14 protein-coding genes, 1 tRNA gene and 1 riboswitch are annotated in these 12,076 nt (G+C 61.5%); of the genes, 5 read left to right on the top strand and 10 right to left on the bottom strand.

Features of this window, described 5'->3' with window-relative positions:
* Positions 1-79 precede the first annotated feature (79 nt).
* Complete coding sequence (trxA, locus tag QN224_RS19150; protein ID WP_283977954.1) at positions 80-1,057, bottom strand: thioredoxin; 978 nt, start codon at positions 1,055-1,057, stop codon at positions 80-82.
* Positions 1,058-1,115: 58 nt separating this feature from the next.
* Positions 1,116-1,625: a prolyl-tRNA synthetase associated domain-containing protein gene (locus tag QN224_RS19145; RefSeq protein ID WP_283977953.1), complete on the bottom strand. Its 510-nt coding sequence runs from the start codon at positions 1,623-1,625 to the stop codon at positions 1,116-1,118.
* Positions 1,626-1,879: 254 nt separating this feature from the next.
* Between QN224_RS19145 and QN224_RS19140 the strand changes: the two genes are divergently transcribed.
* Positions 1,880-1,954, top strand: a tRNA-Gly gene (locus tag QN224_RS19140).
* Positions 1,955-2,063: 109 nt separating this feature from the next.
* Here QN224_RS19140 and QN224_RS19135 read toward each other — a convergent pair.
* The 7 genes from QN224_RS19135 to QN224_RS19105 form a co-directional block, all read right to left on the bottom strand.
* A complete protein-coding gene (locus tag QN224_RS19135) occupies positions 2,064-3,080 on the bottom strand; it encodes an aldose epimerase family protein (protein WP_283978053.1) in 1,017 nt (338 codons plus the stop codon).
* 338 nt (positions 3,081-3,418) lie between these two features.
* Positions 3,419-4,603, bottom strand: coding sequence for a VWA domain-containing protein (locus QN224_RS19130; protein WP_283977952.1), 1,185 nt, complete (start codon positions 4,601-4,603; stop codon positions 3,419-3,421).
* A gap of 6 nt (positions 4,604-4,609) precedes the next feature.
* Positions 4,610-5,533 carry a homoserine O-succinyltransferase gene (gene metA, locus QN224_RS19125; protein ID WP_283977951.1) on the bottom strand — a complete coding sequence of 308 codons (924 nt, stop codon included), beginning with the start codon at positions 5,531-5,533 and terminating at the stop codon, positions 4,610-4,612.
* Between the two features lie 60 nt (positions 5,534-5,593).
* A riboswitch (SAM riboswitch) is annotated at positions 5,594-5,671 on the bottom strand.
* A 77-nt stretch (positions 5,672-5,748) separates the two neighbouring features.
* Positions 5,749-6,588: a MoxR family ATPase gene (locus QN224_RS19120; RefSeq protein ID WP_283977950.1), complete on the bottom strand. Its 840-nt coding sequence runs from the start codon at positions 6,586-6,588 to the stop codon at positions 5,749-5,751.
* Positions 6,589-6,635: 47 nt separating this feature from the next.
* Positions 6,636-7,016, bottom strand: a complete 381-nt coding sequence (locus QN224_RS19115) for a RidA family protein (RefSeq protein WP_173508751.1) — start codon at positions 7,014-7,016, stop codon at positions 6,636-6,638.
* Between the two features lie 12 nt (positions 7,017-7,028).
* Positions 7,029-7,634 (bottom strand): 3-isopropylmalate dehydratase small subunit, encoded by a 606-nt coding sequence (gene leuD, locus QN224_RS19110; RefSeq protein WP_173508750.1) that lies wholly within the window; start codon positions 7,632-7,634, stop codon positions 7,029-7,031.
* 136 nt (positions 7,635-7,770) lie between these two features.
* A complete protein-coding gene (locus tag QN224_RS19105) occupies positions 7,771-8,016 on the bottom strand; it encodes a hypothetical protein (RefSeq protein WP_173508749.1) in 246 nt (81 codons plus the stop codon).
* A gap of 160 nt (positions 8,017-8,176) precedes the next feature.
* On the opposite strand from QN224_RS19105, the gene QN224_RS19100 reads away from it, so the two are divergent.
* Entirely contained in the window at positions 8,177-9,079 is a 903-nt protein-coding gene (locus tag QN224_RS19100) for a CoA ester lyase (RefSeq protein WP_283977949.1), read from the top strand.
* Positions 9,076-9,282, top strand: a complete 207-nt coding sequence (locus QN224_RS19095) for a DUF1737 domain-containing protein (protein ID WP_173508747.1) — start codon at positions 9,076-9,078, stop codon at positions 9,280-9,282. Before QN224_RS19100 ends, QN224_RS19095 begins: the two co-directional genes overlap by 4 nt.
* A gap of 30 nt (positions 9,283-9,312) precedes the next feature.
* On the opposite strand, the gene QN224_RS19090 is transcribed toward QN224_RS19095, so the two are convergent.
* The gene (locus QN224_RS19090) at positions 9,313-10,644 is read right to left on the bottom strand and encodes a ubiquinone biosynthesis hydroxylase (RefSeq protein ID WP_283977948.1); all 1,332 of its coding nucleotides are present in this window, start codon (positions 10,642-10,644) and stop codon (positions 9,313-9,315) included.
* On the opposite strand from QN224_RS19090, the gene tesB reads away from it, so the two are divergent.
* Both tesB and QN224_RS19080 read left to right on the top strand, forming a co-directional pair.
* Entirely contained in the window at positions 10,613-11,497 is an 885-nt protein-coding gene (gene tesB, locus QN224_RS19085) for an acyl-CoA thioesterase II (protein WP_283977947.1), read from the top strand. The two genes, QN224_RS19090 and tesB, sit on opposite strands and share 32 nt — an antisense overlap.
* A 225-nt stretch (positions 11,498-11,722) precedes the next feature.
* Positions 11,723-12,073 (top strand): P-II family nitrogen regulator, encoded by a 351-nt coding sequence (locus tag QN224_RS19080; protein ID WP_167528132.1) that lies wholly within the window; start codon positions 11,723-11,725, stop codon positions 12,071-12,073.
* The last annotated feature ends 3 nt before the right edge of the window (positions 12,074-12,076 follow it).

The following is a 12,076-nucleotide window of genomic DNA, read 5'->3' as shown; positions in this document are numbered from 1 at the left end:
CGGGCCACCGCTCAAGAAATGGTGCGTCCCTCGAAAATCTCAAGGGAGAAACACACGGATCCTGCTGCAGTCTTGCCGCTTAAGAGAAAAGAATCGATGAAAGCTTGCGCCGCGCGGCGACCGTCGCCGGATCCTTGGATCCCCAGACTTCGAAGAAGCCGAGAAGTTCGCGCCGTGCGCCATCGTCTTCGAAGCTGCGGTCGCGCTTCATGATCAACAGCAGGTGTTCGGCCGCGGCGTCCCGGTCGCCTTCGACATTGCGGATCTTGGCAAGCTTCAGCCGCGCCGCGTGGTCATCCGGATTGAGCGCCAGCTGATGCTCGAGCGCCGTCGGGTCGCCGAGCTTGCGTGCCTCTTCGATCTGGTCGAGCTTCTTCGACACGGCGCCGACGGCCGCGTCCTTTGCGAGCTCCTCCGGCAGTTCCGAAAGCGCCTGGCGCGCCTCGGCAAGCTGTCCGAGCGCGATCATGCATTCGACCATGCCGGCAATGGCGGTGGCATTTTCCGGCTCCGCCTGCAGCACGGCGCCATAGAGGCCGGCCGCGTTTTCCGCCTCACCGGCATCGAGCAGTGCCTTGGCATCGGTAAGGGCGGCTTCGATCTCGGCCTTGCCGTCGCTCACGGCCGGCCCGGCGATGCGGTCGATGAACTGCCGGATCTGGCTTTCGGGAACGGCGCCCATGAAGCCGTCGACCGGGCGTCCGCCGACAAAGGCAATGACGGCGGGGATCGACTGGATGCCGAGTTGGCCGGCGACCGAAGGATGGTCGTCGATGTTCATCTTGACGAGTTTCACCCGGCCGGCAGCCTCAGTCACGACCTTTTCGATCACCGGGGTCAGCTGCTTGCAGGGACCGCACCAGGGAGCCCAGAAGTCGACGAGAACCGGCTGCTGGCGCGAAGCTTCGAGCACGTCACGGGAGAAGGTAGCGGTGGTCGTCTCCTTGATCAGATCGCCCGCGGCTGCCGCTTTCGGCGCCGGCTGGCCGCCGAACGAAGCCGAAGCCGTCATCTGGTTGCCGAAGGATCCGGCATAGGGATTGTCGCTACCGCTCATTCTTCTCTCCTCGCGGACTTGTCGCCCGACTTCATGCATTCGCGCCAAAGATCGTATGTCAGGTCGTCACTTTCAAGACAAGCGGCTCATGTCCGGTTGCTTCCATGAAGCGCAGCATGTCCTTCGACGCGATCGAGGTCGTCTGGTCATTCGAAAGCGGATGGCAATTGATCGTGTCGAACCCCATCAGTGCTTCGTCGAGAATGATCTTCACATGGCCGCCGGTGTCGTTGATCGCCCCGAAGGCGGTCACTGCGCCGGGGATGACGCCCAGATATTCCATCAGCTTTTCCGGCTTACCGAAGGAGACCTTGCTCGCCGCGCCGATGATCTGATGGACGGTCTTCAGGTCCACCGTCGCGTGCTCCTCGACGGTCAGCAGGAAATAATTGTCCTTCTTATCCTTCACGAACAGGTTCTTTGTATGTCCGCCGGGAATTTCATCGCGCAGCGCCACTGATTCGGAGACGGTGAAAACCGGTGCGTGCCGCTTCGTCCTGTGTTCGATACCAAGCTCGTCGAGAAAGCGGAACAGGTCTTCCGCGGTTTTCGGCTGCGCCTCGCTCATGCTCCAGATCCTTCCTGCCGTGGCGATTTTTCGCCCTGCTTTACGAAGAAGAGGCGCGCTCCGCAATCTCAAGCGCGGCGGTGAGCAAAGGAAAACGCGGCATTTCCGGGCTTTTGGCATGGTGCCGAAAAAATTCTTCGCATTTGCGTCATTTCCCTGTTGCATTTGAAAAAGGCTTAGGCCATATAGCGCCCGTCGCCGCAAGACGGGGCGGCACCACGGTCCACCGACTACCCCCGGACCGCGGTTGATGAGCGGGTGTAGCTCAGGGGTAGAGCACAACCTTGCCAAGGTTGGGGTCGGGCGTTCGAATCGCCTCACCCGCTCCAGTTTCCCAACCACCTCATTTCATTGTTGTTCTTGGCTCCTATCGGCGGGACCATGCTGCTTGAGCAGACGGCAGGCCGTTCAGTTCTCACCGACTCAGCCACTCCCCCCTCAGCTCTTCATGAACACGTAATCCGTCTCTTGGCGTAGCGTTTCGCCCGGCCTGAGCACCGCGTTCGGGAAACCCTCGTGGTTGATGGCGTCGGGCCAGATCTGGGTTTCGAGACAGAAGCCCGCGTAGGGGCCGTAGTGGCGGCCTTCCAGTCCCGGCACCGGCACGTTCAGCTTGACTCCGGTATAGAGCTGTATGCCGGGCTCGGTGGTCAGCACTTCCAGTGAGACGCCGGAATTGATGCTGCGCACCAGCGCCACGGAGCGTTTCTGCATCCGTTCCGGCGAGAGGCAGAAATTGTGGTCGAAAGGGCTGTTCTCGCCTTCCATCTGCCGCCGCATCGGAGCCATTTCCGTCAGGTCGAAGGCGGTGCCGGCGACGGGCCGGATCTCGCCCGTCGGCACCTGCCGCTCGTCCGTCGGCAGATAGTGATCGGCGGCGATCATGATGTCATGGTCGAGCGCGTCGTCGTTGCCGTCGAGATTGAAGTAGCTGTGCTGGCAGACATTGGCGAGAGTCGGCGCGTCGGCCTCGGTTTCGTAGACGACGTTCAATATGCCGCCCGGCCGCAGCGCGTAGGTGCAGGTGACCGTGCAGTTTCCGGGATAGCCGGCCCGCCCCTCCGGATCGGTGATCCTGAGCGTCACTCGGTCCTCTGCGACGTCGACGATCGTCCAGTTGCGCTTGGCGATATTGTCGCTGCCGCCATGGAGGTGGGTCACGCCCTTTTCGTTGAGCTCGAGTTGATAGGCCTTGCCGTCGAGCGTGAAGCGTCCGCCGCCGATGCGGTTGGCGTTGCGCCCGGGGGTAGCGCCGAAATAGGACGAATGCGCAGGATAGCTGTCGAAATCCTCGAAACCCAAAACCAGAGGCGGCTGATGCCCTTCGAGCCGCAGGTCCTGGATGACCGCGCCCCAGGTAATCACCTTCGCCGTCAGGCCGCCGCCGGCGAGAGTCACGCGGTGGACCGGTTCACCGGAGGCGAGATGCCCGAAGATTTCCGTGCTCGCAGGCATTCCCATCTTATTCTCCCCTCTTGATCAACCAAAATAGCGGCGATCGATTCTGATTGGCAAACCGCATACCTTTTCTTCGGCCCCGCTCCAAGCCGGCGACAACCTGCGTCATTTCCGGCGGCGCGGCAACCCGTAAAGTCATACTTTTCCGCCGCAGGATTCCTTTGGATCCACGAACAAAATCACGCAGCAATCGAGTGCTCCAGCGACCTTCAGCGCCGCGCGTCAGACGCGCAAAGGCGCCGTAGCACTTTGAATTGCTGCATGTCCCCTTTCCTTCAGACGCGGCAGGTTGTGTAGCATGCATGTTCGAAAGTGCGCACCGAGCCGTGGGCGATTCAACGCGACAATTCCTTCGTCGCCGCCTGCAGCCCGGCAAGCGTCATCGGGAACATCCGCTCGCCGAAAAGCGCGCGGATCATGGCGATCGATTGGGTGTGGCGCCAATGCTCCTCGGGAACGGGATTGAGCCAGACGGAGCGCCGGAAATGCGCGGTGATCCGCTCAAGCCAGAGCGCGCCGGCCTCGTCGTTCCAGTGTTCGACCGAGCCGCCCGGATGGCTGATCTCGTAGGGGCTCATCGAGGCGTCGCCGACGAAGATGGCGCGGTAATCACCGCCGAAGGTGCGCAGCAGTTCGGCCGTGCGGGTGATATCGGCGCGGCGGCGGCGATTGTCCTTCCACAGCCCCTCGTAGACGCAATTGTGGAAGTAGAAATAATCCATGTGCCGGAATTCGCTGCGGACGGCCGAGAAGAGTTCCTCGACGACGCGGATATGGTCGTCCATCGATCCGCCGACATCGAAGAACATCAAGAGCTTGACCGCGTTGCGCCGCTCCGGCCGCGTTACCACATCGAGATAGCCATGCTCGGCGGTGGAGCGGATCGTGCCCGAAAGGTCGAGCTCCTCTGCAGCGCCCTCACGCACCCAGCGACGGAGACGCTTCAGCGCCACCTTGATGTTGCGCGTGCCAAGCTCGACCGTGTCGTCATAGTCCTTGAATTCGCGCCGGTCCCAGACCTTGACCGCGCGTCGATGGCGCGAACCCTCCTGGCCGATCCTCACCCCTTCCGGATTGTAGCCATAGGCGCCGAAGGGCGAGGTGCCGGCGGTACCGATCCATTTCGAGCCGCCCTGGTGACGGCCGCTCTGCTCAGCAAGCCGCTGGCGCAGCGTTTCCATCAGCTTGTCGAAACCACCGAGCGCCTCGACAAGCTTCTTCTCCTCCTCGGTCAGGTATTTCTCTGCGAGCTTTTTCAACCATTCCTCGGGAATGGTCGCTTCGCCAAATGTTTCCGACGGGGAAACCGCATCGAGCCCGGCAAAACAATGCCGGAACACCCTGTCGAACCGGTCGATATGGCGCTCGTCCTTCACGAGCGCCGCACGGGCGAGGAAATAGAAGGCCTCGACGTCGAAGATCGCGATCCCCGTCTCCATTCCTTCGATCAGCGACAGGAATTCCCGGAGCGTCACCGGGATTTTCGCGGCCTTCAATTCGAGGAAGAAGGGGATGAACATCCGGCTTCAGTCTCCCGTGCCGATCTTCTCCAACTCGTAGGGAGTCGTCTGATACATCTCGTTGATCCAGTTGCCGAAGAAGAGATGCGCGTGGCTGCGCCAGCGGTTCTGCGGCGGCAGGCTCGAGTCGTTGTGCGGGAAGTAATCGTGCGGCAACTTGATCGGCACGCCGGCATCCACGTCGCGGAAATATTCGTCCGACAAGGAGGTCGAATCATACTCCACGTGGTTGAACATGTAGAGCCGGTTGCCTTTCTTTTCGTGCACGAGGCAGACGCCCATCTCCTTCGATTCCATCAGGATCTCCAGCTCCTGCACGCGGTCGATGTCGGCTCGGCGCACCTCGGTCCAGCGCGAAACCGGAACGGCAAAATCATCGGAAAAACCGTTCAGGTAGACCGAGGACGGTTTCAGGTTCTGGTGACGGTAGACGCCGAAGGCTTTTTCCTTGAGCGTATGTTTCGGAACGCTGTGGAAATGGTAGATCGCTGCCATCGCGCCCCAGCAGACGTTCAGCGTCGAATGCACGTTCGTCTCCGTCCAGTCGAAAATGCGCCTCAGCTCCTCCCAATAGGTCACATCCTCGTACTCAAGCGTCTCGACCGGCGCGCCGGTGATGATGAAGCCGTCGAACTTGCGCCCCTTCACCTCTTCCCAGGTCTCGTAAAAGGCGAGCAGGTGATCCTCGGAGGTGTTCTTCGCCCGGTGGCCGCCGACCCGGATCAGCGACAATTCCACCTGCAGCGGCGAGGCGCCGATCAGCCGCGCCATCTGGATCTCGGTCTTGACTTTGTTCGGCATGAGATTCAGGAGCCCGATCTGAAGCGGGCGGATGTCCTGACGGATCGCCACGGTCTCGGTCATCACCCGCACGCCCTCATGCACGAGGGTTTCGAAGGCGGGTAGCGTATCGGGAATCTTGATGGGCATGGGTCCACTCGATCAATACAAAAAAACCGGCGGCGAGATGATCGCGACCGGTCCTTGGAAATCCACTTTTCCTCGGCCCTTTAGCGATTTCTTTAACGTGGCTGCAAGCCGGCCGGCCAAATCACCACGGATCGTTTGATAACGCGCCGCGTGGCACGCGGTCAATGAAAAACGATTCTACTGCATGTTTCCTTAAATCGTAGCCGATGCAGGCCTCACCCCTCGCGCCGCGCCATGAAGGCCAGCCGCTCGAAAAGATGCACATCCTGCTCGTTCTTCAAAAGCGCTCCGTGCAGCTTGGGCAGCATCGATTTTGGATCGGCACGCAGGTCCGCCGGATCGATCTCGTCGGCGACGAGCAGTCTGATCCAGTCGAGCGCTTCGGAGGTCGAGGGTTTCTTCTTCAGCCCCAGCACCTCGCGGATGCCGTAGAAGGCGGTGAGCGCAGCCGAAAGCAGCGTCTTGCGGATACCCGGATAGTGCACCTCGACGATACGGGCGAGCGTTTCGGCGTCGGGGAAGCGAATATAATGGAAGAAGCAGCGGCGCAAAAAGGCGTCCGGCAGTTCCTTCTCGTTGTTGGAGGTGATGATGACAATCGGCCGGTGCCGCGCGTGGATGGTCTCGCCGGTCTCGTAGACATGGAACTCCATCCGGTCGAGTTCCTGCAAGAGGTCGTTCGGGAACTCGATATCCGCCTTGTCGATCTCGTCGATCAGGAGCACGGTTTTCCGCGGCGCCTCGAAGGCCTGCCAGAGCTTGCCTTTGCGGATGTAGTTCTTCACGTCGTTGACGCGGGCATCGCCGAGCTGGCTGTCGCGCAGCCGCGAGACGGCATCATATTCGTAAAGCCCTTGCTGCGCCTTGGTCGTCGACTTGACGTTCCACTCGATGAGCTCGAGGCCGAGGGCGGCGGCGATCTGGCGGGCGAGTTCGGTCTTGCCGGTGCCTGGCTCGCCCTTGACGAGTAGCGGACGCTCCAGCCGGATTGCCGCATTGACGGCGATCATCAGGTCCTTGTCGGCGATATAGTCGGCGGTGCCTTCGAACTGCATGAGCTTCTCTTCGGTCTACGCTGACCGGCGGCTGGAGAGGACCGACCTTACCCGCGAAACGCCGTGACCTCGATCTCGATCAGCATTTCCGGGCGGATGAGATCGCAGACGATCATCGTCGCCGCCGGGCGGATGTCGCCGAACACCTCGCCGAAGATCGGGAAGACCCGGTCGGCGAAGCCGGCGTCGGTGACATAGTAGTGGTTGCGCACCACGTCCGAAAGCGAGAACCCGGCCTCCTTCAAGGCGCCCTCGATCGTCCTCAGGCAATTGCGCGCCTGTTCCTCCACCGTCTCCGGCATGGCCATGGTGGCATAGTCGTAGCCGGTCGTCCCGGAGACGAAGCACCAGTCCCCTTTGACGACGGCACGCGAATAGCCTGCCGTCTTCTCGAAAGGGGAACCGGAAGAGATGAGCTTGCGCGTCATGGGCGCTGGCGCTCAGGCCCAGGGGCGCGCTACGGTGTTTTTCTGCTCGAAGCTGTCGATGGCGCTCGCCTTCTCCAGCGTCAGGCCGATGTCGTCGAGGCCGTTCAACAGGCAGTGGCGCTTGAAGGCATCGACTTCGAACTTGACCGAGCCGCCGTCCGGACCTGTGATTTCCTGCGCTTCCAGATCGATCGACAGCACGGCGTTCGAACCGCGGTTGGCGTCATCCATCAGCTTGTCGAGGTCTGCCTGGCTGACGACGATCGGCAGAATGCCGTTCTTGAAACAGTTGTTATAGAAGATGTCGGCGAACGACGTCGAAATCACGCAGCGGATGCCGAAATCGAGGAGCGCCCAAGGCGCATGTTCGCGCGAGGAGCCACAGCCGAAATTGTCGCCGGCAACGAGGATCTTGGCATTCTGATAGGCCGGCTTGTTGAGCACGAAATCCGGGTTCGGCGTGCCGTCCTCATTGTAACGGGCTTCGGCGAAAAGTCCCTTGCCGAGACCGGTGCGCTTGATCGTCTTCAGGTAATCCTTCGGAATGATCATGTCCGTGTCGATGTTGACAACGGGCAGGGGCGCAGCGACGCCGGTGAGCTTGACGAACTTTTCCATGACTTTGGCCTTCGGTTTCAGCGGAAATGTTGAAGAGCGTTTAGATCAGTTTTGCGCCGAAATGAAGGGAAATCTGCAGCGCCGCGCGTCCAATCGGACGCGCAAAGATCGCTGTAGCGCTTTGAATTGCTGCGCGTCACAGATCGATGATCGTGCCGCGTCCGTCGTTCCAGATCCGCATTTCGCGTCTTTCGCCGGTCGGGTTCGCTCGGGCGCGCGCATGCTGAGGCTTGCCATTGAGCCTGGCGGCGATGGCGCTGCCGATCGCGACGACGGCGGCGATGCCGGCCAGGGCCACGGCAAGCGAGGCGGTGAAGACGAGGGCTGCCAGCGTGATCGCAATGGCGGCGGCCGTCAGGAGAACAGAGCGGATGCTTTGCATGATGGTCACCTTTCTCCCAGCGATGTGGGGGCTGGATGCACCTCTTGCAAGAGGGAAGCCCTATATCAAATGCTACAGCGATCTTAGCGGGTCCGATTGGACGCGCGGCGCTGTAGTCGCTCGTCTTGCGCAAAAATCGAAAGGCGGGCACAACGGGATCATGACAACTCTCGACCATCATCCTGCCCGCCTGCGACGCTCCGTGCTTTGCGTTCCGGCCGACAATTCACGTGCGCTGGCAAAGGTCCGGCAACTTGCCGCCGATGCCGTGATCTTCGACCTGGAGGATGCTGTCGCTCCCGAACACAAGGGCGAAGCCCGCGAAGCGCTTGTCCGGCATCTTTCGAACAACAGACCCGACTGCGAAGTGGTCATTCGCGTCAATGCGCTGGGATCCGGCTTCGGCCAGATGGACCTCACCGCCGCGCTTGCCGCCAGCCCCGACGCGATCCTTTTGCCGAAGGTCGAAAGCCCCGCCGATATCCAGGTGGCCGTTGACTGGCTGGCGGAGAACGATGCGCCTGAAAGTCTGCGGCTCTGGGCGATGATCGAAACGCCGCGCGGCCTGCTCAATGTCGCGGCGATCGCCGAGACCGGCCGTACCTTCGGCGGCCGGCTCGATTGCTTCGTCGTCGGGCTGAACGATCTGAGAAAGGAGACGCGCGTTCCCGTGCATGCCGGCCGCACCTATCTCGTGCCCTGGCTTATGCAGGTCCTGCTCACGGCGCGCAGCAGCGGGCTTGACGCCATCGACGCGGTCTTCAACGATTTCCGCGACGCCGACGGTTTCGAGGCCGAATGCCGCCAGGGGCGTGACATGGGCTATGACGGCAAGATGCTCATCCACCCGGCGCAGATCGGTCCGGCGAACGAGCACTTCGGTGTCGATCAGGCGGCGGTCGACGAGGCGCGCGCGATCATCGCGGCATTCGATCTTCCGGAAAACGCCGACAAGGGCGTGATCAATCTCCACGGCCGCATGGTCGAACGGCTGCATCTCGACCAGGCTCTGAAACTCGCCGCCAAGGCGGACATGATCGAGAAACGAAAGGCGAAACCTTGAAACTCTACCGCTTCCTCACGGGCCCCGACGACGCCTCCTTCTGCCACAAGGTGACGGCGGCATTGAACCAGGGATGGGCCCTGCACGGTCCCCCGACCTATGCCTTCAATGCCGACACCCAGCACATGCAGTGCGGCCAAGCGGTGGTCAAGGAAGTGGCAGGCAAGGACTATCACCCGGACATGAAGCTGTCGGAGCAGTAAGAGCAATCGTCGAGTGAATGGCGTCAGCCTTCAGATCGGTTGACCGGAAAGCAGGCGCGGGTCCCCCTCGCCGGCAACCCCGGCCGCCTGGCGAATGAAGAAATTCTTGAGCGACGGGAGACGATCGACGATGCCGAGGCCGACATCACGGGCGATCCTGATCGGCGTGATGTCGTTCGAGAACAGCCGGTTCAGGACATCCGTCGTCACCCCCATGCGGAAGGTATCGAAACGCCGCCAGCTCTGGTAGCGCTCGAGGACCGCGAGCGACCCGATATCGAGGCCCAGGCGGTCCGCGTCGACGATCGTTTCCGCGAGCGCCGCCACATCCTTGAAGCCGAGATTGAGTCCCTGCCCGGAAATCGGATGAATGCCGTGAGCAGCGTCGCCCGCAAGCGCGAAGCGTGGCGCGACGAAGTCGCGGGCAAGCGTCAGGCCAAGCGGAAACGCCCTGCGGCCGCCGACGACCTTGAGGTGGCCGAGCTTGTGGCCGAAGCGGCGCTCGAGCTCTTCCTCGAAGAGGAAATCGTCGGCCTTGACGAGGCGTTCGGCATCGAAGGTGCTCTCGGTCCAGACAAGCGACGAACGGTTGTTTTTGAGCGGCAGCGTGGCGAAGGGACCGGCGGGCAGGAAATGCTCCTCGGCCGTGCCCTCGTGGGGACGCTCGTGCTCGACGGTGGTCACGATGCCCGACTGGCCGTAATCGAACTCGACCACCTTGATGCCGGCAGCCTCGCGCAGCTTGGAGCGAACGCCGTCGCAGGCGACCAGAAGCCGCGTCTCGATTGTTTCACCACCGCCGAGCGTGACCACGACCGCGTGCTCGCCACTCTTGAAGCTCTCGACCATCGTCGATTGCCGGATGGAAACGCCAAGATCGCTGCAGGCGGTGCGCAGCGCGCCGACCATCGCCGTGTTCGGCACCATATGGGCGAAGGGGCGTCCGTCGCCACCGTCGCCCTCGAAGGTGAGGAAAACCGGGCGCACCGGATCGGCCGCTTTGGAATCGGTGATCACCATCCTGAGGATCGGTTCGGCTTCGGGCACGATCGCATCCCAGACGCCGAGAACGTCCAGCATCCGCTCGGCCGCCGAGGCGACGGCGGACGCCCGCTCGTCCTTCTTCCAGGCGCCTTCCGGCGCGCCGTCGACGACTGTGACGGCGAGATGGGGTGCTGCTTTCTTCAGCGACACGGTAAGCGACAGGCCGACATAGCCGCCTCCGGCAATCAACACATCGATCATCCGCTTCTCCCGTCGCACTTGAGCATTTGTCCTATGGCTATATAGATCAATGCCATCGCCGTTCCTACCATAGGAGACAGCCGAAATGTCGCGCCCAGCCGAAACTGCCACGCCCATGGATGCGCTTCTTGCGATACTCGACCTCGAAAAGCTTGAGGAAAACCTGTTCCGCGGCCGAAGCCCTCAGGTAGGCTGGCAGCGGGTCTTCGGTGGACAGGTGATCGGCCAGGCGCTGGTGGCGGCGCAGCGGACCGTTGACGAGGGCCGCTATGTGCACTCGCTGCACGCCTATTTCATGCGACCGGGCGATCCGTCGGTCCCGATCATCTACGACGTCGATCGCATCCGCGACGGTTCCAGCTTTGCCACGCGGTGGGTCGTGGCGATCCAGCATGGCAAGGCGATCTTCTCCATGTCGGCCTCGTTCCAATATGACGAAGACGGTTTCGATCATCAGTTCGAGATGCCGAAAGTGGCCATGCCGGAAACGTTGCCGGGCGAGCGGGAGTTCAGGGAGAAATTTCTCGTCCATGCGCCCGAGGCGATCCGCCGGTACTGGGAGCGGCCGCGACCGATCGAGATCCGCCCGGTCTCGCTTGAGCATTATTTCTCGCGCGACAAGCTGCAGCCGACACAGGATGTCTGGGTGAAGGCTGTCGGCACTGTGCCGGACGAGCGTCATCTGCAGGCGGCCGTGCTTGCCTATCTCTCGGACATGACCCTGCTCGACACCTCTCTTTATGCCCACGGCACCTCGGTCTTCGACCGCAACCTGCAGGTCGCCAGTCTCGATCATGCCATGTGGTTCCACCGCCCCTCGAAGATGGATGACTGGCTGCTTTATACCCAGGACAGCCCGAGTGCACATGGCGCCCGTGGCATGACCCGCGGCAGCCTGTTCGACCGCTCAGGGGTGCTGATTGCCTCCGTGGCGCAGGAAGGATTGATCCGCAAAAAGGCAACTGAATAATAATTGAGCATTTTTCAATTTCTGCCTATTTTTTACGCTGAAGATCTGGTGATTTTTTAGCATTCCATGGAGCAATCTCCACGGAATGCGATTTCTGTGCGTTTTTTCAAAGATTTAAGCCCATCCATCGAATCTGGCACGCCCCTTGAATGTGTCTCTTCGGTTGCCCGGCGCTTCGCGCGCTTAAGCAGCAAGGAGAACGGCCTCCGGCGGAGGCGGAATAGGATGGGAAACCAGATGAAAATTGTGATGGCCATTATCAAGCCGTTCAAGCTCGATGAGGTTCGTGAAGCCCTCACTCAAGTTGGCATCCAGGGGCTGACCGTAACCGAAGTGAAGGGCTACGGCCGCCAGAAGGGGCACACCGAAATTTACCGCGGCACCGAATACGCCGTGAGCTTCCTGCCGAAGCTCAAGGTCGAGATCGCCGTGCCGTCGGAGATCGTCGACAAGGCCGTCGACGCAATCGCCTCTGCCGCCAAGACCGGGCAGATCGGCGACGGCAAGATCTTTGTCTATGCGATCGACCATGCCGTTCGCATCCGCACCGGCGAAACCGATTCAGAAGCGTTGTAAACC

The sequence above is a fragment of the Sinorhizobium sp. 7-81 genome (genome assembly GCF_030124405.1).
Classification (GTDB): domain Bacteria; phylum Pseudomonadota; class Alphaproteobacteria; order Rhizobiales; family Rhizobiaceae; genus Sinorhizobium; species Sinorhizobium psoraleae.
The sequence above is the reverse complement of the archived record's forward strand: the minus strand, read 5'-3'. Positions and strand labels throughout refer to the sequence as shown.